The sequence below is a fragment of the Novosphingobium sp. BL-S-24 genome (assembly GCF_055521575.1).
In genome coordinates this window covers 2,192,143-2,216,227 of the sequence record NZ_CM145488.1, presented here as the reverse complement: position 1 = coordinate 2,216,227, position 24,085 = coordinate 2,192,143, and the positions used below count along the sequence as shown (strand labels likewise).

General features: G+C 62.2%; 25 protein-coding genes. 8 read left to right on the top strand and 17 right to left on the bottom strand.

The window, feature by feature from the left end:
- Window positions 1-11 precede the first annotated feature (11 nt).
- Window positions 12-614: a response regulator transcription factor gene (locus ACZ1JM_RS16015; RefSeq protein WP_465133350.1), complete on the top strand. Its 603-nt coding sequence runs from the start codon at window positions 12-14 to the stop codon at window positions 612-614.
- A gap of 147 nt (window positions 615-761) precedes the next feature.
- Here the strand turns inward: ACZ1JM_RS16015 and ACZ1JM_RS16010 are convergent, their stop codons facing one another.
- The gene (locus ACZ1JM_RS16010) at window positions 762-1,214 is read right to left on the bottom strand and encodes a hypothetical protein (RefSeq protein WP_465133349.1); all 453 of its coding nucleotides are present in this window, start codon (window positions 1,212-1,214) and stop codon (window positions 762-764) included.
- 238 nt (window positions 1,215-1,452) lie between these two features.
- Window positions 1,453-2,601, bottom strand: coding sequence for an aminotransferase class I/II-fold pyridoxal phosphate-dependent enzyme (locus tag ACZ1JM_RS16005; RefSeq protein WP_465133348.1), 1,149 nt, complete (start codon window positions 2,599-2,601; stop codon window positions 1,453-1,455).
- Between the two features lie 119 nt (window positions 2,602-2,720).
- Between ACZ1JM_RS16005 and ACZ1JM_RS16000 the strand changes: the two genes are divergently transcribed.
- Window positions 2,721-4,946, top strand: a complete 2,226-nt coding sequence (locus ACZ1JM_RS16000; protein WP_465133347.1) for a tetratricopeptide repeat protein — start codon at window positions 2,721-2,723, stop codon at window positions 4,944-4,946.
- Here the strand turns inward: ACZ1JM_RS16000 and ACZ1JM_RS15995 are convergent.
- The 4 genes from ACZ1JM_RS15995 to ACZ1JM_RS15980 all read right to left on the bottom strand — a co-directional run bounded on the left by ACZ1JM_RS15995 (window position 4,943) and on the right by ACZ1JM_RS15980 (window position 7,168).
- Entirely contained in the window at window positions 4,943-5,428 is a 486-nt protein-coding gene (locus ACZ1JM_RS15995) for an NUDIX domain-containing protein (RefSeq protein WP_465133346.1), read from the bottom strand. The genes ACZ1JM_RS16000 and ACZ1JM_RS15995 overlap by 4 nt on opposite strands.
- Entirely contained in the window at window positions 5,416-6,033 is a 618-nt protein-coding gene (locus ACZ1JM_RS15990) for a 6-phosphogluconolactonase (RefSeq protein WP_465133345.1), read from the bottom strand. Before ACZ1JM_RS15990 ends, ACZ1JM_RS15995 begins: the two co-directional genes overlap by 13 nt.
- A gap of 39 nt (window positions 6,034-6,072) precedes the next feature.
- Window positions 6,073-6,528, bottom strand: coding sequence for a Dps family protein (locus ACZ1JM_RS15985; RefSeq protein WP_465133344.1), 456 nt, complete (start codon window positions 6,526-6,528; stop codon window positions 6,073-6,075).
- 82 nt (window positions 6,529-6,610) lie between these two features.
- Window positions 6,611-7,168 (bottom strand): hypothetical protein, encoded by a 558-nt coding sequence (locus ACZ1JM_RS15980; protein WP_465133343.1) that lies wholly within the window; start codon window positions 7,166-7,168, stop codon window positions 6,611-6,613.
- A 159-nt stretch (window positions 7,169-7,327) separates the two neighbouring features.
- On the opposite strand from ACZ1JM_RS15980, the gene galE reads away from it, so the two are divergent.
- Window positions 7,328-8,344 carry a UDP-glucose 4-epimerase GalE gene (galE, locus tag ACZ1JM_RS15975; protein ID WP_465133342.1) on the top strand — a complete coding sequence of 339 codons (1,017 nt, stop codon included), beginning with the start codon at window positions 7,328-7,330 and terminating at the stop codon, window positions 8,342-8,344.
- 61 nt (window positions 8,345-8,405) lie between these two features.
- On the opposite strand, the gene ACZ1JM_RS15970 is transcribed toward galE, so the two are convergent.
- Window positions 8,406-9,158, bottom strand: a complete 753-nt coding sequence (locus ACZ1JM_RS15970; RefSeq protein ID WP_465133341.1) for an HAD-IIB family hydrolase — start codon at window positions 9,156-9,158, stop codon at window positions 8,406-8,408.
- Window positions 9,159-9,484: 326 nt separating this feature from the next.
- On the opposite strand from ACZ1JM_RS15970, the gene otsB reads away from it, so the two are divergent.
- The 4 genes from otsB to ACZ1JM_RS15950 all read left to right on the top strand — a co-directional run bounded on the left by otsB (window position 9,485) and on the right by ACZ1JM_RS15950 (window position 14,011).
- Complete coding sequence (gene otsB / locus ACZ1JM_RS15965; RefSeq protein ID WP_465133340.1) at window positions 9,485-10,285, top strand: trehalose-phosphatase; 801 nt, start codon at window positions 9,485-9,487, stop codon at window positions 10,283-10,285.
- Window positions 10,285-12,099: a glycoside hydrolase family 15 protein gene (locus ACZ1JM_RS15960; RefSeq protein ID WP_465133339.1), complete on the top strand. Its 1,815-nt coding sequence runs from the start codon at window positions 10,285-10,287 to the stop codon at window positions 12,097-12,099. The genes otsB and ACZ1JM_RS15960 overlap by 1 nt, the downstream gene beginning before the upstream one ends.
- Window positions 12,100-12,182: 83 nt before the next feature.
- Complete coding sequence (gene otsA, locus ACZ1JM_RS15955) at window positions 12,183-13,595, top strand: alpha,alpha-trehalose-phosphate synthase (UDP-forming) (protein WP_465133338.1); 1,413 nt, start codon at window positions 12,183-12,185, stop codon at window positions 13,593-13,595.
- Window positions 13,596-13,738: 143 nt separating this feature from the next.
- Window positions 13,739-14,011 carry a hypothetical protein gene (locus tag ACZ1JM_RS15950; protein ID WP_465133337.1) on the top strand — a complete coding sequence of 91 codons (273 nt, stop codon included), beginning with the start codon at window positions 13,739-13,741 and terminating at the stop codon, window positions 14,009-14,011.
- A gap of 38 nt (window positions 14,012-14,049) precedes the next feature.
- On the opposite strand, the gene ACZ1JM_RS15945 is transcribed toward ACZ1JM_RS15950, so the two are convergent.
- From ACZ1JM_RS15945 to ACZ1JM_RS15920, 6 genes are all read right to left on the bottom strand, one after another.
- Window positions 14,050-14,922, bottom strand: a complete 873-nt coding sequence (locus ACZ1JM_RS15945) for a dienelactone hydrolase family protein (protein WP_465133336.1) — start codon at window positions 14,920-14,922, stop codon at window positions 14,050-14,052.
- Window positions 14,923-14,995: 73 nt separating this feature from the next.
- Window positions 14,996-15,454, bottom strand: coding sequence for a VOC family protein (locus ACZ1JM_RS15940; RefSeq protein ID WP_465133335.1), 459 nt, complete (start codon window positions 15,452-15,454; stop codon window positions 14,996-14,998).
- 29 nt (window positions 15,455-15,483) lie between these two features.
- A complete protein-coding gene (gene purU, locus ACZ1JM_RS15935; RefSeq protein ID WP_465133334.1) occupies window positions 15,484-16,338 on the bottom strand; it encodes a formyltetrahydrofolate deformylase in 855 nt (284 codons plus the stop codon).
- Window positions 16,339-16,350: 12 nt separating this feature from the next.
- The gene (locus ACZ1JM_RS15930; protein WP_465133333.1) at window positions 16,351-17,385 is read right to left on the bottom strand and encodes an NAD(P)H-dependent flavin oxidoreductase; all 1,035 of its coding nucleotides are present in this window, start codon (window positions 17,383-17,385) and stop codon (window positions 16,351-16,353) included.
- A gap of 112 nt (window positions 17,386-17,497) precedes the next feature.
- Window positions 17,498-19,774, bottom strand: coding sequence for a beta-glucosidase BglX (gene bglX / locus ACZ1JM_RS15925; RefSeq protein WP_465133332.1), 2,277 nt, complete (start codon window positions 19,772-19,774; stop codon window positions 17,498-17,500).
- A gap of 194 nt (window positions 19,775-19,968) precedes the next feature.
- On the bottom strand, window positions 19,969-21,228 hold the full coding sequence (locus ACZ1JM_RS15920; RefSeq protein ID WP_465133331.1) for an aspartate kinase: 1,260 nt from the start codon (window positions 21,226-21,228) through the stop codon (window positions 19,969-19,971).
- A gap of 83 nt (window positions 21,229-21,311) precedes the next feature.
- On the opposite strand from ACZ1JM_RS15920, the gene ubiG reads away from it, so the two are divergent.
- Complete coding sequence (ubiG, locus tag ACZ1JM_RS15915; RefSeq protein WP_465133330.1) at window positions 21,312-22,076, top strand: bifunctional 2-polyprenyl-6-hydroxyphenol methylase/3-demethylubiquinol 3-O-methyltransferase UbiG; 765 nt, start codon at window positions 21,312-21,314, stop codon at window positions 22,074-22,076.
- A 7-nt stretch (window positions 22,077-22,083) separates the two neighbouring features.
- Here the strand turns inward: ubiG and ACZ1JM_RS15910 are convergent, their stop codons facing one another.
- From ACZ1JM_RS15910 to ACZ1JM_RS15895, 4 genes are all read right to left on the bottom strand, one after another.
- On the bottom strand, window positions 22,084-22,605 hold the full coding sequence (locus ACZ1JM_RS15910; protein ID WP_465133329.1) for an AAA family ATPase: 522 nt from the start codon (window positions 22,603-22,605) through the stop codon (window positions 22,084-22,086).
- Entirely contained in the window at window positions 22,602-23,180 is a 579-nt protein-coding gene (gene pnuC / locus ACZ1JM_RS15905; protein WP_465133328.1) for a nicotinamide riboside transporter PnuC, read from the bottom strand. Before pnuC ends, ACZ1JM_RS15910 begins: the two co-directional genes overlap by 4 nt.
- Window positions 23,181-23,231: 51 nt before the next feature.
- Window positions 23,232-23,579, bottom strand: coding sequence for an arsenate reductase (locus ACZ1JM_RS15900; RefSeq protein ID WP_465133327.1), 348 nt, complete (start codon window positions 23,577-23,579; stop codon window positions 23,232-23,234).
- Between the two features lie 99 nt (window positions 23,580-23,678).
- A complete protein-coding gene (locus ACZ1JM_RS15895) occupies window positions 23,679-24,005 on the bottom strand; it encodes an antibiotic biosynthesis monooxygenase family protein (RefSeq protein WP_465133326.1) in 327 nt (108 codons plus the stop codon).
- Between the last annotated feature and the right edge of the window lie 80 nt (window positions 24,006-24,085).

Here is a 24,085-nt window from a genome sequence, read left to right as displayed (position 1 = left end):
GAAGCTTAGCCGTGGATCTTATCTCGAATCTCATCCTGATCGATAGCGACATGCGTCGACGCGCCGCGATCAGCCATGTCCTGTCTTCGGGCGGGATTCACGTAGAACCATTCGAACATATTGCCGAACTGGCAGGCGCGTGGCCGCGTTCCGGCGTCGTCCTCATTCACGACAGCGATGGCGCGATTGAGGAACTGATCGAAAACATGGCCCGGCAGGGGGACTGGTTTCCGATCATCGCTTTCAGCGAGGAACCCGATGCCCAGCGGATCGTCCAGGCCATTCTCGACGGCGCGATAGACTATATCGCCTGGCCGATCAGCCCGGAGGAATTGACCGAGAGTCTGGCCACCGCGATCGCCCGGGCGGAAAGCCTCGGCAACGCGAAGCTGCGCGAAGTGATGGCCCGCGCCCGCATCGAACGGTTGACTCGCCGCGAACGCGAAGTGCTGGGCGGTGTCGCCAATGGCCTCTCCAACCGCCTGATCGGGGAAAAACTCTCGATCAGCCCGCGAACGGTGGAAATCCACCGGGCCAACATGCTGAACAAGCTTGGCGCCAGCCACACGTCAGACGCTATCCGCATCGCCATCGAGGCTGCCCTCGTCAATTGACGGAGGCAGCATTTAACTCGAAATTAACTATGCGGCCTGCACTGTCGACACATCGGCGGCATGACCCCGGTGTCTGTACCCGCAGTCTCCTGAAGCAGGCCCGGTCCACCGCGGCCGGGCCTGTTGCAACCGACGGTGATCAGAGACTTAGTGCAGGCGCGATGCGGAGCGCAGAAGCGGCGCTTCCAGCGCATCGTTCAGTGACGCATCTTCAAGTCGCGACAGAACCGCCAAAACAAAGGCCGCGAGCAGCGCCAGCGTCAGGGTCGGCGCTTCGGCGACGGTTTCCGGGTATCCGTCCGCGGGTATGACGCTGGCCAGGCAGTTGTCATGTTGCCCGCGTGACAGCATGAAACAGGTGTCATTGCCCATCAGCGTAAGAACGGCATTAACCGAAGCGCCGCAATCCAGCATCTTTCCAAGAGCGACCAGATCGACAGGACCGGTGCCATCGATACCGCTGCCACCCAGTTCCATCGCTACTTCGTAGACCCGCTTGCGTTCTTCGGACGAATCGACGCTCGTGAAATCGCGCAGCAGCGCACGCAACCGCACGGCTTTGTCGTGGTGTTCGGCAGTGTTGAAGAACGTGTGCGTCATCGCTGGATCTAGTCTTCCGAGTCTGCGGCACCAAATGTCGGAATTGTGTCAATACGCACATTTCCGAGATGTAAAAGCCAGCTTGGATGCCCGTGGCCGTACTGTCAGAAAGGTGAAGGCTCAGTATAACCTAGATTAAGGACAATAAACCGGGCGATTACAAAAGACTGAGCGGCGCCGCAGAAATCTGCGGTTTTCCCAAATAATTTTGTTTTCAGACCGGTTGTGCGTCGATTGCCTAAAGCGACTCGGGTGCCTGCCCCCAAGCACTGAACCACGGCACCATGCGTTCGATCGCATCCTCGATCTCCGGCGTGGATACGGCGAAGCTGAAGCGGATGTAGCGATGCCCGTCGATCGGGTCGAAGTCGATTCCCGGCGCGGTTGCAACGCCGGTGTCCTCCAGCAATTGGCGGCAGAACGAAAGGCTATCGTCGGTCAGGTGACCAATGTCGGCCCAGATGTAGAATGCCCCGTCTGGCGGCGCGATATGGGCCAGGCCCAGCCGGGGCAGCGCGGCCAGCAGCAGTTCGCGGTTGCGTGCGTAATTGGCAAGGTGGCCTTCCAGTTCCTCTCGGCAATCGAACGCGATCAGGCCTGCGTGCTGCGAGAGGACCGGCGGGGTCAGGAACAGATTGCCGATCCGCGCCCGCGCCGCTTCGATCAGCGCGTGCGGGACAACCAGCCAGCCGAGGCGCCAACCGGCCATGCTGAACCACTTTGAAAAGCTGTTCACCACCAGCGCGCCCGGCGCATGCTCCAGCATCGACGTCGCCGCCGCTCCATAGGTCAGCCCATGGTAGATCTCGTCCGAGATGATCGCGATGCCCTTGCGTTCGCAGACTTCGGCGATGGCGGCCATTTCCGCCGGTGCGATGACGGTCCCGGTCGGGTTGGCGGGGCTGGCGATGATAAGGCCGTCAGGGGCCGGTTCCAGCGCATCCAACGCGCCGGCGGTCACTTGATAGCGTTCATCCGCTCCGCACGGCATTTCCACCGGTTCAAGGTACAGCGTGCGCAGGGAATTTCGGTAGGCGACATAGCCCGGCCGCGCCAAGGCTACCCGGGCGCCGGGCCGGAACAGACACGACAGGGCCAGCACGAAAGCCGGTGACGCCCCGCAAGTCAGGAACACCTGCCCCGGCGCAACCGCAACGCCATAAGCTTCCTGATAATGCCGAGCGATCCGCTCCCGCAACGCCACGCTTTCCCAGTACCCCCCCGGATCGCTGTCGAGCAGTTCATGGGCGGCGGCGATGGCGGCGGCGGGTGCTCCGGTGGAGGGCTGGCCATATTCCATGTGGATGACATGGCGCCCCTGCGCGGCCAGTTCGTAGGCAAGGCCGCCAATGGCGATGGCGTGAAACGGTTCGACATGTGCGATCATGCGCGGGTGCTACTGCCGCCCATGCCCGGATGCAATGCGCGGCCGGTTTCCATCGCGGCGATTGCGCCACGCGCCGCTTCCCCTTATCCGCAATGCCTATTGCAGCCGGGACAGCATTGATGAGCGGATTGGAAAGCCTCCTGATCAAGGCCAAGGCGGCAGCGCGGCGCGGGGAGGCCGATGCGGCCCGCTCGCTCTATCGGCAAGTGCTCGACCGTCACCCCCGCAATCCCCGGGCACTGGCCGCGATGAAGGCGCTGGATGAAGGCGGCGGCAACGACGCCCAGATCGCGTTCGACCGGATGGTGGACGCCTTCCGCCATGGCCGGATGGCTGAAGCGGCTCGGCTGGGCGACCCATTGTCACGCGATCACCCCCATGCGCATGGCGTCCATAACCTGCTGGGCGCCGCGCTGCTTGAGCTGGACGATGCCGCCGGGGCGGAAACCGCATTTCGACGCGCGGTCGCCGCCGATCCAGACACTCCGGCAGCCTACAACAACCTTGCCATCGCGCAGCGACGTCAGGGCCGCATCGCCGATGCCGAAGCGACCTACCGCGACGTGATCGCCCGTGCGCCGGGCTATGCGGACGCGCCCTACAACCTCGGCAATTTGCTGGAGCAGGACGGGCGGCTGGACGAGGCGGCGCAGTGGCTTCAGGCCGCGATTGATGCCGATCCCGCGCACGTCGACGCGCTCTACAACCTCGGCAATCTGAAAGCGCGTCAGGGCTATCGGGACGAAGCGATCGCCTGCTTCAGCGCCGCTGTCGCCTTGAATCCGGACCATAGCGATGCGCACAACAACATGGGCGGGCAGCTTCTGGCCGAACAGCGTGGCGAGGAAGCGATCGCCGCGTTCGATCGCGCGCTGGCCGCCGATCCGCGCAACGCTCAGGCGCTGGTCAATCGCGGCAAGGCGCTGGTGCTGATCGGCGAGCGCCCGGCAGCGGTGGCATCGTTTCGCGCTGCGCTTGCGCTCAATCCGCTCGACAAGTCGGCCCGGTTGCAGGCTTTGTTCGAGGAAGCGCACATGTGCGACTGGCACGCGCGCGGTGAATATCCGCTCACCGACGGCCCGGAGGCGGCGGCCGTCCAACCCTTCGCGTCCCTGCCGTTCGTGGACGACCCGGACCATCAGTACCGGCGATCGGCGGCCTGCGCGGCGCGCATGTTTCCGGCCCAGCCGGACACCCTGCCCTCGCCCGCCCCCGCAGCGGACGGACGCATCCGCATCGGGTACTTCTCCGCCGATTTCCACGATCACGCGACCATGCACCTGATGGCGGGCTATTTCCGCGAGCACGATCGCGATCGCTTCGACATCCGGCTTTACAGCTATGGGCCGCAACGGGATGAGGATGCCGCGCGGGTTGCGCTGCTTGAACGGGCGGATTCGTTCACCGATATCGGTGCGATGCGTGACGAGGATGTCATCGCCCTCGCCCGCACGGATGGCCTCGACATCGCCGTCGATCTCAAGGGCTACACGATGGGTACGCGCACGCGCCTGTTCGGGCAGCGGCTGGCCCCGGTGCAGGTGAGCTGGATGGGGTATCCCGGCACGCTGGGGCACCCTTGCATGGACTATTTCCTGGCTGATCACGTGACCATGCCACCCGGTTCCGAAGCATCATTCAGCGAGAAGATCGTCCGGCTCGCCCACTCCTATCAGGCCAACGACGATCAGCGTCCGATCATCGCCGATACCCTCGGGCGGGCGGGCTGGGGACTGCCGCAGGACGGGTTTGTCTTCGCCAGTTTCAACCAGTGCTACAAGGTCTCCCCGGCGGAGTGGGACATCTGGATGGCGCTGCTGAAGGACGTGGACGGTAGCGTCCTGTGGTTGCTGAGCACCAACGAATGGGCGGAGAGCAATCTGCGCAAGGAAGCGCAGGCGCGCGGTGTCGACCCCGAGCGGCTGATGTTCGCCAAGCCTCTGCCCCATGCCGAGCATCTGGGGCGGCTCGCCCACGCCGACCTGTTCCTCGATACCTTCGCGGTCAACGCGCATACCACGGCGAGCGATGCGCTGTGGGCCGGGCTGCCGGTGCTGACGCTGGCCGGGCGGCAGTTTGCGGCGCGGGTCGCGGCGAGCCTTCTGCATGCGGTGGGCCTGCCGGATCTGGCGGTGGATACCGAGGCGGACTACGCCGCCCTGGCGCTCGAACTGGCGCGCGCGCCGCAGCGGCTCGAATTAATCCGCGATCGGCTGGCGGAAGGCCGCCGGTCAGGCGACCTGTTCGACACGGTGGGCTACACGCGGCGGGTGGAAAGCGCGTTCGAATACATGCACCAACGGCATGTGCAGGGACTGGCGCCCGATAACTTCGAGATGGATTAGATCTCGCCGCCGCCCTGCCCGATCCATTGCGGGATCGCGGTCTTGAGGAATTGCGACATATCGGGCGGGAGGCTGTCGAGGGCGAAGAACCGCGCCTCGACGATTTCGCGCCCGTCTACTTTCGGCTGATCACTGGTGCGGCCAATGATTACGCGGACGGCGTTGGCCGTGCCGTGATAGACCTCGTCGCTGCGGGTGAGCAGGTGCGGACGATCAATCCGGCAGCCCGTTTCCTCCAGCAATTCGCGCGCGGCGGCGGCGAGCGGGTCTTCGGCGCGGTGCATTCCCCCGCCCGGCGTCATCCAGTTGTCCGAGCCATAAGAGTGGCGCACGAGCAGCACCCTTCCCAGTGTATCGAGGGCCAGCACGCGGACACCGTGCACCCGTGGCCGCCACACCTTCCATACCTGCACCCGCACGCGATGCGCCAGCCGGTAAAGGGCGCGGTGCAGCGAGGCGGGCAGGAGGTTCAGCAAAAACACGTAACGGGTTGGCTCGCCGCCCTGAGCAGCCTTGCCACTGGCAAATCATGCTCGCCCCTGATCGCGGCGTCGAAAATCGCCCGCTTTTCCGCACCGCGAATAACGAACACGATTTCGTCACTGTTCAGCAGCGCGGGGATGGTCAGGGTCAAGCGATCGAAAGGCGCTTCGGGCGGCAAGGGATCGGGCGTCAGCTGGCGCACCGGTCGGCTGTCGTCCGCCTGCGGGTCAGTGTTGGGGAATAGCGAGGCCACGTGCCCGTCACCGCCCATGCCCAGCCATGACAAGGCGAAGTGCGGCGGCCGGGCGTCGGCGGTCAGCGGCACGATCACTGCACCTGCAGGCTCCAGCCGCGCCCTGATCTTGCCGACGTTGCTGGCAGCATGCGCTTCGTCCACGATGCGGTCGTCCCCCGGCCACACCGCGATGCGTGACCACGGCAGGTCTTCCTTGGCCAGCAGGTCGAAGATGGGAAACGGCGTGGAGCCGCCGGGCACGTTGACGGCGATGTCCTCTGCGCCGTCCAGCGCCTTGCGCAGCCGTTGGGAGAACCATTGCGCTATGGCGCCATCGTCGGCGCCTTCGATCATGTCGATATCGGGCATGGGGAAGCACTAGCACTCCCCCGCCCGATCCGAAACGCCTTACGCGATGATTTCGCGCAGGAACCACGCGCGCTGTTCGGCTTGGTCGGTCCAGTCGTCGATGACCCCGTCGGTCGCGTTGTCGCCCGCTTCGCCGGCCAGTTCCTTGGTGGCTTTCAGCGTCGCTACGAACGCGGTGTTATCCTCGAACAGTTCCTTGACCATCGCCTTGGCATCCAGGCGTGTGTCATCCTGATCCTTGATCGTGGCCTTGGAGGCGATGGAGCCGATCGAGGTCAGCGTCGTGCCGCCAAGCTTGCGCACGCGTTCAGCGATCAGATCGGTGATGCCGAAGATCTCGCCCGCATGGGTATCGAACAGCAGGTGCAGGTCATGGAACTGAGGCCCGCGCACGTGCCAGTGGAAGTTCTTGGTCTTGAGGTAGAGCGCGAAGCTGTCAGCCAGCAGGCCGTTCAGGCTATCGATCAGCGCGGCTTTTGAGTTGTCCTTGGACATCGGATCGGTCCCCTTCGTTGGATTGAGAGAATTACTGAACGCAAACGCAGATGAGAAGCGTCGGTTCGATTGCAAATTTCGATCAGAGAATCCCGAATTCACTCATGAACACCACTGCGGCCACCACCGTCAACAACGCACCGACCACCCGCCGGGTCCATCGGGCCGCCGTCGAGCGCAGGAGGTCCGGTTTTGCCCATACCAGCGACAGCAAAATGACACCGCCCAGCGCCCCCGCCGAGCCCGCTGCCCACGGTCCCGCCAGCCCGACCCCCATGCCGAATATCACGAATCGAGCTGCGTCCGTCACCTGATGGGCCACCAGCACCAGCGACAGCGCGCCCAATGAATTGGTCGGTTCCCGAGGATCGCGGCGGGGCGCCAGGATCATCGATTCCAGCCCCGCCAGCCCCAGCGCGATGGCCGCAAAGATCGTTCGAGCCGGAGGCGGCAACAACTCCAGCATCACTTGCGAGGCATAGGCCGCAAATCCCGCCGTCAGCAGAGTACAGATGATCGCCACGATCAGCAGCGCTGGCCGCTGCCCCTGCCGATGGGCGATCCCCGCGACAGTCACCTGATCGCGCGCACCGAAGCCGGAGAGCAGCACTGCAATGAAAGTGAGATAGAACGCGGGCATCGGCAACGTCCTACCCGCCGAAGCGATGAACGTCGACAGTGCTGGAGCCGCCCGGCAACACACCATCGATCGCCTTGCAGGCCGGGTTCAATCGCATTACTCGAACGCCGTCCGGTCCGCATACGGTTACCCAGAACAAACGGAAGTGAACAACCATCCATGACGTCGAAACACCCAGTCCTCGTTACCGGCGGTGCCGGATACATCGGCAGCCACGCAGTCCTGGCCCTGCGCGATGCGGGATGGCAGGTAGCGGTGATCGACAATCTGGTGACCGGGTTCCGGTTCGCGGTGCCGGACGATGTTCCGCTTTACCAAGGCGATATCGAGGATACCGCCCTGCTCGAACGCATCTTTGCCGAGCAGGGAATGGGCGCAGGGAAAGGCGCGATCATGCATTTCGCCGGCTCGGTCGTCGTGCCGGAATCGACCTATGATCCGCTGAAGTATTATCATAACAACACCGCCAAGACCCGCACCCTGATCGCGGCGGCCGTGGCCGCAGGCGTGCCGCATTTCATCTTCAGCTCGACCGCGGCGACATATGGCATTCCCGAAGTCTCGCCCGTTACGGAAGACAGCCCCAAGGCGCCGATCAACCCTTACGGCATGTCCAAGCTGATGACCGAGACGATGCTGGGCGATGTCGCGCGGGCCCACCCGATGAACTACTGCGCGCTGCGGTATTTCAACGTCGCCGGGGCCGATCCGCAGGCCCGCACGGGTCAATCGACAGCGGGCGCGACGCACCTGATCAAGGTCGCGGTCGAAGCCGCTCTGGGCAAGCGCAGCCACGTCGCCGTGTTCGGCACCGATTTCGACACGCCCGACGGCACCGGCGTGCGTGACTACATTCACGTTTCCGATCTGGCGGCGGCGCACGTTCTGGCACTGGAAGGTCTGATCGACCAGCCCGAGCGTTCATTGACGATGAACTGCGGCTACGGTCGCGGCTTCTCGGTGATGGAAGTGCTCGATGCGGTGGACCGCGTGACCAACCAGAAGATCGACCGCCAGATCGAAGGCCGCCGCGCCGGAGACCCGGACGCGCTGATCTCGGACAACCGCCGGATCAAGGCGACCATCCCCTGGCAACCGCGCTATGACGATCTGCCGACGATCATCGAACATGCTTTGGCATGGGAGCGCAAGCTGAACGACCTGCGTCCAAGCTGATCGGGATCGGCACGACGTCCAACCTCAAGACGCCGTACCCCTCCGGTTTTGCTACGCTGCCTCAGCCAGCCTTCTGGCAGGCCACGATCGCGGTGATCACGTTTGCCGTGTCCTGCGGGTCACGCACGTTGATCGTGTCGAGGCCCATCGTTTTCGCGGGGTAGTCGTTTCCGCCCGGGAAGATGGCGTCACCGATGAACAGGATGTCGGCTTCGGCCACGCCGCTGCGTTCGGCCAGGCGCTTGAGGCCCCACGCCTTGTCGATACCCGGCTGGGTCACATCGACGGAGGTAGCCCCGCCCAGATTGACCGACACGCCCGGCAGGCGCTTCACCAGATCGGCCTGGATGACCTTGCGCTTGGCGAAATCGGGGTCCCAGTGTTCCTTGGCGTCGAGCGGGGCCTGCTGGCCGAGAGCGGAGAAGGTGATCTGGCTGCCGCGATCCTCGATACGCTCACCCCAGGTCTGTTCGGGCGTGAAACCAGTCGCTTCCAGCGCGGCGTCGAAGGCTTCCAGGATTTCCGTCTTCTGTTCTTCGGTGAACAGTTCGGCATAGACCGACTGCCATTCATCCTCACGATGCAGGTAAAGCTTGGCGCCGCTGGTGGGCATCATCCACATGCGCGACAGATCGGCGTGGGCAGGCAGGCGGCTGGCGACCTGCTTCTGGAACTGGGGCCAGTCACCGCCGGAAATCACGGCGACTTGCGCCACGGTAAGCAACTGCGTCAGCAGTTCGGCCATCTCGTCGGTCAGCGGCTGCTTGCTCAGCGCCAGCGTGCCATCAAGATCAAACGCCACGATCTTTTTCATTCAAATGCCCTTCGTGCCGATATCCAGCGCTTCGCTTTCCGAAGGCCGGCGCTATCCGAAACCTGTAAAACCGAACGGTTCAAGACGTCAGGCTGGCGCGCGTTGCCGCCATGGGGGAATTTTTTCGCATTTGCAAAATGGATCGACATGGGTCGTCCATCCCCGTCGAAAATTGCTGCATTGCGGCAGAGCGCAGGGAACATCCGCAAGCGTGGATCGTTCGGCAAGTGGTCCGGGTGGTGAGACCTGTATGCCGGGGCAGCATCGTGGCCTTTTGATCCGACGCCACCGACTTTTGACGCTCAGCGGGGACAATACGACCGACGATGACCGAATTTGATCCAGCCCTTGCCGTGTCGGCGCGCCAGGCAGCGCCCGTCGATGGGCTGCCCTTGCCCCCGCCATTGGCGAACGGTGATCACATCGCGGTATTCCTTGATTTCGATGGCACGCTGGTGGAAATCGCCGATCATCCCGATGCGGTTGCCGTTGCGCCATATCTTGCCGGCTTGGTCACTGCGCTGTCCCACAAACTGGCGGGTCGGGTAGCGATCGTGACCGGTCGTTCCATTGCAGCGCTGGAGGGTCTGCTCGGCCCGGTCGATGTGGCGGTCGCCGGATCGCATGGCGGGGAGTTTCGCGCATCGGGTTCGGCTCCTGTCGAGGCTTTGGCCGATCCGCTTCCGGCGGAGGTCGTTGCCTGCCTCACCGCTTTCGCCGAAGCCAATGGCGGCCTGCTGGTGGAGCCGAAGCCATTCAGCGTGGCCGTCCATTATCGCCGCCATCCCGATGCGCTGGATGGCCTGCTCGCCTGCGCTCGCTCGATCGTCGAGACGACGGGGTTGGCGATGAAGCACGGCAAGCAAGTGATCGAACTGGCAATGCCGGGATCGGACAAGGGCAATGCCGTCACCCGCTTCATGGCCCTGCCCGCTTTCGCCGGAGCGACGCCCGTGTTCCTGGGCGACGACGTGACCGACGAAGACGCTTTCAAGGTCGTCGCCGGGCTGGGCGGACAGGGCGTGCTGGTCGGCCCGATGCGCGCCACTGCCGCCACTTTCCGTCTGCCCGACGTTTCATCCGTTCACGCCTGGCTCCAGTCCGGCATTTCAGGAGATAGCCGCTGATGACCTCGCCCGAACAGAGCACGCTGGAACTGTGGCCCATCGGCAATTGCCAGGTCAGCGGCCTGATCGACGAAGCCGGCGCGATCGTGTGGGGCTGCGTGCCGCGCGTCGATGGCGATCCGACCTTCTGCGCCCTGCTGCGCGGCGAAAAGGGGCAGGACGCCGGGACCTGGAGGTTCGAGCTGGAGAACCAGATTTCCGCCACCCAGCGGTATTTGCGCAACACGCCGATCCTCGTCACCCGGCTGGAAGATGCCAACGGCGGCGCGGTGGACGTGTTCGATTTCGCGCCCCGTTTCGAACGCGGCGGCCGAATGTATCGCCCCGTCGCGTTTGCGCGCATCGTGCGGCCGGTATCCGGCGCGCCGCGCATCCGCACGATCCTCACTCCGATGAGCGGGTACGGCCAGAAGCTGGCGTCGATCACCCAGGGGTCCAACCACATCCGCTATCTGGTGGAGCGCAACACCATGCGCCTCACCACCGATGCGCCGGTCGGTTATGTGCTGGACGAGCGGTGGTTCCGGCTCGAAAAGGCGCTGCATTTCTTCCTCGGCCCGGACGAGCCTTTTAGCGGCAACGTCGAGCTGGACGTAGAGACGATGCTGCAGAAGACGGGCGACTACTGGCGGCAGTGGGTGCGCGGGCTGGCTACCCCGCTGGACTGGCAGGACGCGGTGATCCGTGCGGCCATCACGCTGAAGCTCTGCCAGCACGAGGAAACCGGCGCCATCGTCGCCGCGCTGACCACCTCCATCCCCGAAGCCCCCGGCAGCCAGCGCAACTGGGATTACCGCTACTGCTGGATCCGCGACGCGTACTACACCGTGCAGGCGTTGAACCACCTTGGCGCACTGGACGTGCTGGAAAAGTACCTCGCCTACTTGCGCAACATCGTGGCCGACGCGCCGGAGGGCGTGATCCAGCCGCTCTATGCGGTGAGCGGGGCGAAGGAGATCATCGAGTGGGAAGCCGCCGATCTGGTCGGCTACCGCAACACCGGTCCGGTGCGCGTGGGTAATGCCGCCTACTATCAGGTGCAGAACGACTGCTACGGCCAGATCGTGCTCCCCTCCATCCAGGCGTTCTGGGACCAGCGCCTGCTCCGCATCGCCACCGAGGATGACTTCCGCGGGCTGGAGCAAGTGGGCGAGATGGCGTGGAAAACCCATAACCAGCCCGATGCCGGCCTGTGGGAACTGCGCACCCGCACCGCCGTCCATACCTATTCCAGCGTCATGAGCTGGGCGGCCTGCGATCGCCTGGCCAACGCGGCGGAGCATCTTGGCCTCCACGATCGGGCAACCCTGTGGCGCGAGCGTGCCGATACCGTGCGCAGCAACATCGACGAAGGCGCGTGGCACACGGTCGAAGGGCATGATGCGGGCGGACACTACGCCGCCAGCTTCGGCGGATCGCAGCTTGACGCCAGCCTGCTCCAGATGGTGGAACTGCGCTATCTGCCGGCGGACGATCCCAAGTTCCGCGCCACCCTGAAAGCCGTGCAAAAAGCCCTGCGCCGGGGCGAACACATGCTGCGGTATGACAGCGAGGACGATTTCGGCCTGCCGGAAACCGCGTTCAACATCTGCACGTTCTGGCTGATAGAGGCGCTTCACCGCAGCGGCGAGGATGAAGAAGCGCGCCGTATTTTCGAAGGCATGCTTTCCCACCGCACCAAATCGGGGCTGCTGTCCGAAGACATGGATTTCGAAACCGGCGAGCTGTGGGGCAATTTCCCGCAGACCTATTCGCTGGTGGGCATCATCAACTGCGCCGGGCAGCTTTCCCGGTCATGGAGAGACTGGCGCTGACCCTGCCCACCTCTCCGCCTTTGTACCCTGGCGCCAAGCGCGCCTGACCAATGAGCGTCCAACGGCGCGACCGAGGAAATGCCATGAGCAGACTGATCGTCATCTCCAACCGGGTGAGCGTGCCCAAAGCCAGCGGCGCTTCGGGCGCGCAAGGCGGCCTTGCCGTCGCGCTCAATTCCGCGTTGCGCGAACATCGCGGCATCTGGTTCGGATGGTCCGGTCAGGAAACCGCCGAGTTCACCGGCCATCTCGATATGCAGCGCAACGATGATGTCACCACCGCGACCATTGACCTCGAACCACAGGACATCGACGAATACTACAACGGCTACGCCAACCGCACGCTGTGGCCGCTGTTCCATTATCGCATCGACCTGACCGAATACGACCGCAACTTCGGCGAAGGGTACGAGCGCGTGAACAGCCGCTTCGCCGATTCGGTACTGCCGCTGATCGAGCCGGACGATCTGGTCTGGGTCCACGATTACCACCTGCTGCCGCTGGGTTCGATTCTGCGCGGTAAGGGCGTGAAGAACCGGATGGGCCTGTTCCTGCACACGCCCTGGCCGCCGACCCGCCTGCTGGCCTCGCTCCCGTTCCATGAGAAACTGGTCGCCTCGATGCTGGAATACGACGTGATCGGCTTCCAGACGACCGAGTGGCTGGAAAGCTTCCTGCACTACGTCCAGAAGGAAATGGGCCTTAAGGTGAACCTCGACAATTCGGTGGACTACAAAGGGCGGCGGATCATCGCCCGCGCTTTCCCCATCGGGATCGATTTCGATGAATTCACGCAGGCCGCCAACAGCCAGGAAGCCAAGGACGCCTACACTCAGCTGAAATCCAGCGTTCGCGGGCGCAAAATCCTGATCGGCGTCGATCGGCTCGACTATTCAAAGGGTCTGGGGGAGCGGTTCGAAGGGTTCGCGCGGTTCCTGGCGGACAATCCCGATCAGGCGGGCGATGCCGTATTGCTGCAGATCGCTCCTCCTAGCCGTGGCGATGTCGCCAGCTATCAGCAGATCCGCGAGGATCTGGAACGCAAGACCGGCCATATCAACGGCGCCCATGCCGATGTCGGGTTCGTGCCCATCCGCTACGTGAACCGGGGTTATCCGCGCGCGCAACTGGCAGGATATTACCGGGCGGCGGAGATCGGCCTCGTCACCCCATTGCGGGATGGGATGAATCTGGTCGCCAAGGAATATGTCGCGGCGCAGGATCCCGAAGATCCCGGTGTGCTGATCCTGTCGCAGTTTGCCGGGGCGGCGTTGCAGTTGAAGGATGCCCTGCTGGTCAATCCGCACTCGGTCGAGCATGTCGCTGAAACGATCAAGCGCGCGCTCGACATGCCGTTGGAAGAGCGCAAGCGGCGGCACCAGACCTTGCTGGCCTCAGTGCGACAAGAGGACGTGATCCATTGGCGCGAACAGTTCGTCAACGCGCTGGCGGGCAAGGACGGCAAGAAGCCCGTAGTTCAGGAAGTGGCCGCCTGAACAGGTGGATCTGCAATTCACCGACTGAAAAACCCCTCCCGCCGAGAGATTATGTGTTTTGCCGATAGAGCGACACGGTCCTGAAACTAATATGTGTCAATAAGCGATAAGCGAACGAAAAAATTGGTGAGTGGAAGCAAGAAGTGGTTGATTCTGAACTTTACGGCGAATGTGTCGGCAATAGTGCCGTCGCCGCCGTCCGTATCAAGGCCCTCGCCGGGCAAGGCTGTAATCTCGAAACGCGGGAGCCAGGCGCGGTCGACCTGTCGGCACTCGCCGCAGGCGACGTATCGTTGTGGATTGGTGCGATCGGCCCGGTGGCCGCAACCGCCGAACGACACGGCGATCGGGAAGTTTCGCTTCGGTTCAAGGAACCGCTCGACAACCGTATCCTCAGCCATTTTTCGGCAGGCTGACGGCATCGGTTTACCGACGCCGATGCGCTGCTCTCGCGCTAGAGCTTTGAAAACAGGTTGAGCATGTTCGTCCAAGCGCGATCCGCCTCGCTTGGATCATAGGCCGGGGAATCGGCAACACACCAGCCGTGGTCGGCCTGATAGACTTCGCTCTCTGCCGGACGTTTCGCCGCATCCGCCGCCTTGCGCAGTTCGGTCTTCGCCGCCGGTTGCTTGGCATCGTCGTTGCGGGCAATCGCGAACAGATAAGACGCCCTGGTCGCCGAGAGCAGGCGATGCGGGCTGTCGGGGGCATCAGTCACCAGCCCCGCCCCGTGCAAAGACGCTGCAGCACCAACGCGAGCGGGCACGGCGGCGGCGGTGCGCACGGTGAACGGCCCGCCCATGCAATAGCCGTTGCTGCCGATCCCGCGCTTCTTGTCCACCGGGTCCTGCATATCGAGGAAGGCGACGAACGCCTTGGCATCGCGGGTGATCGCTTCCGGGGTCAAGGCATCGCGCATCGGTGCGATCTTCGCCTGCCCTTCCGGTGTGCGATATTCGGAGAAGCTCTTCATGACCGGCGCGGGGCCGGACCGGTAGTACTGGTTGATCACCAGCACTGCATATCCCTGCGCCGCCAGCGCCCGGGCCATGATCTTCTTGACGTCCCGCAGGCCGGCGATGTCCGGCCACATAACGATGCCGGGATGCTTACCCTTCGTAGGGTACACGAAAAACGCATCGCACACGCCGTCAGCCGTGGTGATCGACACCATGCGTTCGGCGACAGAACTGCCGCCGTCGGCCGCGATCGAGCCAGTGCATCCGGCCAGCGCCACTGTCGCTCCCAGTGCGGCGAACTGACGCCGATTAAGGCCTCGGCTGGTCAGGTGCGCTGTTTCAGCTTCGGCGGTAAAATCGTCACACATGGACAGGACCCTTCGCAAATGGCGGGGATGCGGTGGCGCAAACGGATAGCGCGCGGATGGCGCACCGGTTGCCTCAGTCTGCGTTGAAATTCAGTTCCAGGTTCACGGCGTTGGGATCGGGCAGGAATATCTGCCGCAGACCGATATGGGACAGATCGTTGATCCTGTACGTCACACCCATACCGTCCAGCCGCGAGCGCGTAGCGTCGAAGCCCTCACAGCGCAGGGCGACATGATGGAAGGCATTGGTGGAGCCGCCGGGGTCGTATCCTTCGTAACGCGTACCGGTGCTCGCCTTGTCGACCAGATGGATCACCGGATGACCGGTGGAATCGCACATCCAGTACCCGGCTGTTCCATTGCCGATGGCCGGGTTTTCCCTGCGTTCAAGATCGAGCGTCTGTTCGTAGAAGCTGGCGGTGGCTTCCAGATCGTTCGTCAGGATATTGACGTGATCGATGCCGCTGACTTTCATGGCGCTCTCCCGGATGGCCTTGACCATCAGCTTTGCCGATCCTGTGGGGATGGGCAAGCTTTTGGCAAAAGGGTGCGGCTTTCGGGTCAGCTCTTGAACACCACCGTGCGCGCGCCGTTGACCAGCACGCGATCCTCCAGGTGCAGGCGAACCGCCTCGGCCAGCACGCGGCGTTCGATGTCGCGGCCCTTGCGCACCATGTCCTCTGGCGTGTCGGCATGCGTCACTACTTCCACGTCCTGGTGGATGATCGGCCCCTCATCAAGATCGGCGGTGACGTAATGCGCGGTCGCCCCGATCATCTTCACCCCGCGCGCGTGGGCCTGATGGTACGGCTTGGCACCTTTAAATCCGGGTAAAAATGAGTGGTGGATGTTGATGCAGCGCCCTGAAAGAAACGCCGCCATCTCATCCGAAAGAATCTGCATATACCGCGCCAGCACCACCAGTTCCGCGCGTGTTTCATCAACCAACGCCCGAACCCGCGCCTCCTGTGCGCGCTTGTCCGCCTTGTCGACCGGGAGATAATGAAACGGAATATCGCCCAGCATCAACGTATTGATCGCCTCCCGCGGGTGGTTGGACACCACGCCGACGATATCCATCGCGATCTCGCCGATGCGATGCCGGTACAAAAGGTCAGCCAGGCAATGGTCGAATTTGCTGACCATCAGCAGCACCCGCCGGGGCCGGTCCCGCCGCAGCATCGACCAGGCCATGCCGTATTCATGCGCGATCGGCCCGAACCCTTCGCGGATTTCCTCGCTATGGCCTGCACGCGGATCGAACGCGACGCGCATGAAAAAGCGGCCTTCCGCCAAATCATCGAACTGCTGCGCTTCGATGATGTTGGCGCCCATCTGGGCCAGATACCCGGTGACGCGGGCAACGATGCCGGGACGGTCGGCGCACGACAGCGCGAGGATCAACGGTTCAGCCATTGTGCGATCCCGTCAGGCGGCGATCGTCGGCGCACCGACGCGATTGGTGAGAGCCGCTTCGCTTTCGGCAAGCAGAGCGGCGATAATATCGACGGCCGGCTCTTCCTTGGTCACCATCCCGACCGACTGCCCTGCCATGATCGAGCCGCTTTCCACGTCACCATCGATAACCGCACGGCGAAGGGCACCGGCCCAGAAATGCTCGATCGCCAGTTGCGCTTCGCCCATATCGACTTCGCCTGCATCAAGACGGCGAGCGACCTCGATCTGCTTGGCGGTAAACTCTTCCGTGCCCTTGTTCTTAAGGGCGCGGACCGGGATGACCGGCAGACGAGGGTCGACCTGCACCGATGCCACCGCCTCGCGCGCTGACGCGCGGAAGAAGGCTTTCTTGAAATCAGGGTGAGCGATCGACTCGCTGGCACAGGCGAACCGGGTTCCAAGCTGCACACCAGCCGCCCCCATTTCCAGATACCCGGCGATCGCCTCTCCGCGTCCTATCCCTCCCGCAACGAAGACGAGGTGATCCGTTGCAAGCGATGGCAGGATTTCCTGCGCCAGTACCGATGTGGAAACCGGACCGATGTGGCCCCCAGCTTCCATCCCCTCGATCACCAGAGCGTCCGCACCCGAACGCAGCAGCTTTTTGCCCAGTGCCAGAGTCGGGGCAAAGCAGATCACTTTGGCACCACCGGTCTTGATGGCTTCGACGCTGCCCTTCGGCGGGATGCCGCCCGCCAGCACGACATGGGTCACGCCGTGGCGCTTGCATACGTCGATCAGATCGAACAACTGCGGGTGCATCGTGATGAGGTTGACGCCGAAAGGCTTCGCAGTCAGCCCCTTAGTTGCGGCTATCTCGGCATCGAGCAGGGCAGGCGTCATGGCGCCACAGGCGATCACGCCAAACCCGCCGGCGTTGCTGATCGCGGCGACCAGGTTCCGTTCCGACACCCACGACATCGCGCCACAGAGGATCGCTGTCTCGCTGCCGAGAAATTCGCATCCACGCGCCATCAGCGCCGAAGTCTTTGTGTAGGCGGTCATCGAATTTCCCATAGCCCCGATTTTCTACAGCCGTGCGCCATAGGGTGCGGAATGGGAGCGTACAAGCGTGGAACGAGCGGGCCTTGGAAAAGGCGAACGCGCCCGTTGCCCGTCAGCGCGCAACCGTGAAGGTGGTACCCATATCAGCCTTGGAACTGCCACCCACCCAGACATCGAAAATGCTTTCGTCCTGCACCCAATCCTTGGTCACAGCGCTCCAATAGCGCAAATCTTCCGGTAACAGTGTGAACCGGATCTGCCGCTTTTCACCCGGAGCCAGACTGATCCGCTGGAACTTCTTGAGTTCACGCACGGGCCGGGAGGACGTGCCGACACGCTGGTGGATATACAGCTGCGCCACCTCATCGCCCGCGCGTTTGCCGTCGTTTGCAAGCTCAAACGACACAGTGACATTCTCGCCCGGCTTTATTGAGGATCGGTCCACCATTGGCTTGCCATAACTGAACGTGGTGTAGCTAAGGCCGTGGCCAAACGGCCAGGTCGGCACGCTATCTTCGTTCCAATAGCGCTTGTTGGCGCTTTCAGGCTGGTGCGAAATTAGATGCGCATACGTGTAAGGAGCCTGTCCTGCACTCTTGATCCAGCTGAACGGCAATTTGCCGCCGGGATTGGCGTCGCCCAGCAAAAGATTGGCGACAGCCGTGCCTCCCTCCGATCCCGGATACCATGCCTCAAGGATCGCGCCCGGTTTGGCATCACCGAGATTGAGAGGCCTGCCATTTACGAGCACAACGGCAACCGGTTTTCCGGTAGCGATGACTGCATCCAGCAATTCCTGCTGGCGTCCGGGCAGCGACAAGTCTGAACGGGAGGCAAATTCCCCGGCCATGTTTTGAGGCTCTCCAAGCACGAGCACGGTTACGTCCGACGCCTTCGCCAGATCGATTGCACGGGCGAATTCAGCCTTTTCGTCAATTTCAGGATGAAAATCGGGTTTATTCAGTGCGTCGAAGAACGAACGGTTCTTACGGGTGGGCCATGGCACGCCCGTGGCATATTCAACCTTCACCGAAGCGCCCAATTTGGTCCGCAATCCCTGAACGACGCTAACGCCCTTCGGCGCATTCGCTGGAAATACCCAAGGTCCCAGCATGTCATGTGCGGAGTCCGCCAGCGGGCCGATCACCGCTATCGATTTCAGGGCGGCCCTGTTCAACGGGAGGACTGCGCCCGAGTTGTCCAGCAGGACTGCCGACCGTTCTGCAGCAATCCGCGCGGTTTCACGGTGCTTCGGATCATTAAGGACTTTCGACACGGCTTTGGCGTCTACATAGGGATCTTCAAAAAGGCCAAGGCGGTACTTCGCCATCAGGATACGCCTTACAGGTTCATCGAGCGCTTCTTCCGGCACCTCGCCCCGCTTCACGGCATCGACGAGTGAAAGCATGGGTGACGGCACGTTGGGCACAGACATGGCCAAGTCCATGCCTGCATTCAGAGCAAGAACTGCAGCCTGTTCTGGATTGGCCGCTGCACCCTGCTTTTCTAAAGAATTGACACCATTGGCGTCACTGACGACGAACCCCTTGAACCCCCATTCCTTGCGAAGAATGTCGGTGAGTAGCCAGCGATTTGCTGCCGCGGGGACTCCGTTAAGCCCCATATACGCGCTCATGATATTGGCCGCGCCCGCGTCTACCGCAGCCTTGAACGGAGGAAGGTAGGTATTTCTCAGCTGGTTTTCCGACAAATCGACTTCGTCATAATCCCGCCCACCAATCGAGGCACCGTATCCCGCGAAGTGCTTTGGTCCAGCGAGTACGTGATTGCCCGCGCCGACATTGCTGCCCTGAAATCCGCGTACTTGCGCTGCTGCCATCGCGGAACCGAGGACCGGGTCCTCGCCCGCGCCTTCGACCATCCTGCCCCAGCGCGGATCCTGCGTAATGTCCACCATCGGCGCAAAGGTCCAGTGAATGCCTACGGAGCGCGCTTCGGCTGCTGCCACGGCTTGGCCGCGCTCGACAATCGCCGGATCCCACGAGGCCGCCATGCCGATCGGCACCGGTAGGATGGTGTGCAGGCCGTGAATCACGTCATAGCCAAACAGCAAAGGAATTTTCAGGCGCGTCTGGGTCATCGCCAGGCGCTGCAGCTTGTTGTTGCGCCCCGCGTCGGAGACGAGGAGCATCGCGCCGACTTCACCGTTGGCGATCGCCGCCTCGATGTTCACGCCCTTGGTCTGCGCTCCCGCCACCGTGGCGCCGCCGAAGTCGAAGTACTGGACCAACTGGCCCGCCTTCTCTTCCAAGGTCATGCGTTTCAGCAGCGCATCGGCGCGGCTGGGCGCATCGGCTTCGGTCATCACCCGGTCTTCCTTCGCCAGAACGGCTTCTGACGCGAGCGCCATCAGGCCGGTGGAAGCCATCGCCAAGGCGAAAGTGAATCGAGAAGCTCGCAAAGTCGGTCGTCCTTCAGATAGCGATGCGAACGGAGGTGCCCCGCCTCCGCCATCGCTTTGTGAAGGACAGTTGATCTATCCGATCAGTGAATATCGCAGGTTGAATTTCGCGACATTGCATGTGGCAGATTCGCCATGCGAACCCACCCGCCAGTCGATGGTCAGGCCGCCGCGTCCAGCCCGTAAGCGGTATGGAGCACACGCACCGCCAACTCGGTTTCATCCGCGTCGATCAGGACCGACACTTTAATCTCGCTCGTCGAGATGGCGATGATGTTGATGCCGCGATCGGCAAGCGTCTTGAACATGGTTGCTGCGACGCCCGCATGGCTACGCATGCCAACACCGACGACACTGATCTTGGCGACGTTGCCTTCCGCGATCATGCGGTAGAAACCGATCGCTTCCTGGCGCTCTTCCAGCATCGCCTGCGTCCGGGCGAGGTCCGACTGCGGCACCGTGAAGGTAACGTCGGTTTCGCCCTTATCCTTGGCGACATTCTGGATGATCATGTCGACGTTGATGTTCGATTCCGCCAGTGGGGCGAAGATCGACGCGACCGCACCGGGCTGATCGGCGATACGGGTCAGTGTGATCTTCGCCTCGTTCTTGTCGGCGGCGATGCCGGTGATGAGCTGACGTTCCATGTCGCTTCCCTCTAGTTCTTCGTCGCTGACAATCAGGGTGCCGGGGATGGTATCGGCCGCAGGCGCGCTTTCATCGATGAACGAGGACAGCACCTGCACCCGCACGTTCTCTTTCATCGCCAGACTAACCGACCGCGTCTGCAGCACTTTGGAACCGACCGAGGCCAGTTCCAGCATTTCCTCGTACGTCACCAAAGGCAGCTTGCGGGCCTTGGCGACGATGCGCGGGTCGGTGGTGTAGACGCCATCGACATCAGTGTAGATGTCACATCGATCCGCCTTAACCGCGGCCGCCACGGCCACGGCGGACGTGTCCGAGCCACCACGGCCAAGCGTGGTCACACGGCCTTCGGGAGATACGCCCTGGAAGCCGGGGATCACAGCGATCTCTCCCCGCGCCATCGACGCGATGAGATCGTCCGCGTCGATTTCCTCGATCCGCGCTTTCGCGTGTGCATCGTCCGTTTTGATCGGCACCTGCCAGCCCTGCCACGACCGGGCTTTGCAGCCGATCGCCTGCAAGGTGAGCGCCAGAAGCCCTGAAGTCACCTGTTCGCCACTTGCGACGACGACGTCGTATTCCGCCGGATCGTAAAGCGCGTTCGACTCCCGGCAAAAATTCACGAGCCGGTCGGTCTCGCCCGACATGGCGGACACCACCACGGCGACTTCATGCCCTGCTTCCTGCTGGCGCTTGACGATGCCTGCCACGCGCCGGATGCGCTCGGTCCCGGCCATCGAAGTCCCGCCGAATTTCATCACGATACGTGCCAAGGCGTCTTTGCTCCTGCGAGGAAAGGCCCGCGCGGGGCGGCGCGAGTGTGGATAACGGTCGGGCGCGCTGTTAAGGGGGAGCGATGGACAATGCAACTGCAACGATACCCGGCGATCGCGCAACAATCGAACCCGGCACGATTAATCCAAAGGAAGCAGCGCACTTTGGAGCCTTGGCCGCCGATTGGTGGGATCCCAAGGGGTCTTCCGGCATGCTCCATCGGTTGAACCCGGTCCGGCTTACTTTCGTGCGAGAGGCTATCGATGCTCATTTCGGGTGCGAATCAAAGCAAATCCGTCCGTTAGCTAGAAAGCGTGCGCTAGACGTCGGATGCGGCGCAGGCCTGCTTTGCGAACCGCTGGCCCGGATGGGGGCAGCGGTTACCGGCGTAGACGCTGCGACAGAGAACATTGCTGCGGCCAAAGCGCATGCCGCGCAGATGGGACTGACTATAGATTATACGGCAGGCGAGCTGGCCAGCTTGGGGCTCACCGGTTTCGACCTGGTCTGCTCGCTAGAGGTGATTGAGCACGTCACTGACAAGGCGGCATTCCTTTCCGGCCTGGCTGCCACTCTGGCCGATGATGGCCTGATGATTCTTTCCTGCCCCAACCGTACGCCCGCATCGCGGCTGCTACTGGTCGAAGCAGCAGAACGCTTAGGCAAGGTACCTCGCGGCACGCATGACTGGAACCAGTTTCCGACGCCGGGCGAGCTTCATGCGCTTGCTGAAAATGCAGGCCTGATATTGGGCAAACCCAAAGGTATTGCCTGGTCACCGTTGAAGGGACTGCACTTGTCTGACGACCTTTCGCTGAACTACATAGTGACCGCTCGCAAACCGTAACGGCCGATCAGTTGGATCGCAGCAGCTGTTCGACTGAGGCCTCGGCAAGGGCAATGCGCTCATCCCAGGCACCGGCAATTCGAATAAAGGGGACATCAGCGTTGATAAGTACCTCTTCGGCAAGCGCTGCGAACCTGGCGCGGGTATCGTCCTGACCGAAAAATCGTGTGCCGTCCTCCTGCCAGGGCACATCGGGTTCGAACAGGAGGTAGAGATCGGCCTTGGGATAGGTCAGCAGTTGATAGGGGACTTCTCCGAACAACATTTTCGCCCAGGCCGCCGTCATCAGCTGGTCGGTGTCCAGTAACAGGACCTCAACCTCGGCTTCCTGCTGCATCGCGTGCCTGTTCATCCGCGCCTGGCCTTCGGCGATGAGCAGCAGGTCATTCATGGCCAGATCTACGCCATTCTCTTCACAATAGAGCCGACCATATTCCGGCACGAATGGCCATCCGCGCGTCACCAGAAGTCGTTCGCACAGCACAGACTTACCCGTACTTTCCGCGCCATGGAGGCAAACGGTCTTCAAGCGGGCTTCTCCCTTTTATGCAACGTCGCGGCCAAGATCCATTCGCGTAAGCCAATGACCGACATAACCAGAAACACAGCGTAAAGAGCAGCGCTGGGCCACAACCCCTTGGTCAGGTAGACGGCAACAGAGGCTATATCGATGGCGATCCAAAGCACCCAGTTTTCGACCCTGCGAAACGCCATCAGTATTTGAGCAACGATGCTGGCGCCCGCAATAGCGGCGTCTGCGTATGGCAACGAGGCGTCGGTGAAGCGATGCAGTACCCAACCGAAATTAACGGCAATGGCCGCCGTCGCAGCCATCCAGGCGATGCGGTTGGATTTTCGTAACCAGCGCACTGGGACAGGGTCATCTCCATGCCCCGCCTTCACCCACAAAAACCAACCCCAGATCTGGGCTACAAAAAAGAACCCCTGAAGGGCCGCTTCGGCGTAGAGACGCGCTTCGAAGAACACCCAAGAGTATAGGGCGACCATCGCCATTCCGAACGGAAAATTCCAGACACTGCGCCGAACGATCAGCGCAATATTGGCGAGTCCCAGCGCCGCAGCCAGCCATTCCAACCAGTTCATGCTGACGCTTGATGTTTAGCTGTCATCAAACCGGATCGTGGGATGCTGCAATCAATCGCCAAAGGCGCTGCTCCACTCGGCCTCGTTAAAGCCTGCCAAGACACCGCCCGAATATTCAACGATTGGACGCCTTATCATACTGGGATTGGAGACCATCAGCGCTATGGCACGTGGCGTATCAAGGTCTGCCTTCTGGTCGTCAGATAGTTTTCGAAAGGTTGTCCCCGCGCGATTGAGCGCTCGTTCCAAACCGATCTGTTCGATCCACCGCTCAAGCCTATCGGGATCAATGCCCTCTTTCTTGTAGTCGTGGAACCAGTACGCTTTGCGATTGGCATCCAGCCAAGCACGCGCCTTTTTCACCGTATCGCAATTCGGAATGCCGTAGAATTCGATCATGGACCGCTCAATCTCGATCTGAAGCTCGGTAGCGGCCGTTACATCAAGTTGATATTGCTGGATACTGTTCGCCTGCCCGGCCCAATAAATAAAATGGGTTTAAAGGCGACACCCCCTGCCATCGCCCAGCTGGAAATGACTAACGCGCGGAGAGTCACAGCAATAGAGCGTATAAGTCTGATAGTATTCGTTTTTGCCACGTAGCTGAACTATCCGATGCTCCGCATGACGAGCCCACGCTTGAGCCGCAGCCTCATTTTCCCACTCCGACATCGCAAGCACTTCCCCATCGTCGGCGGTATAGCTGCGAAACAGAAGGAACCCCGGCTGCTGGTGAGCCAATTCTTCCATCATGACTGCGTCGGCAATATACGCATCCGGGTCGATATCGTCGCGCTTGCGATTACGGAACACTACTAGGAACATGCTTAGGATGTGAGCATGTGCTTCGTAAATCGCAATAGCCGTTAATTACCATGTGATCACTAGGCTGCAATGTATTGCGA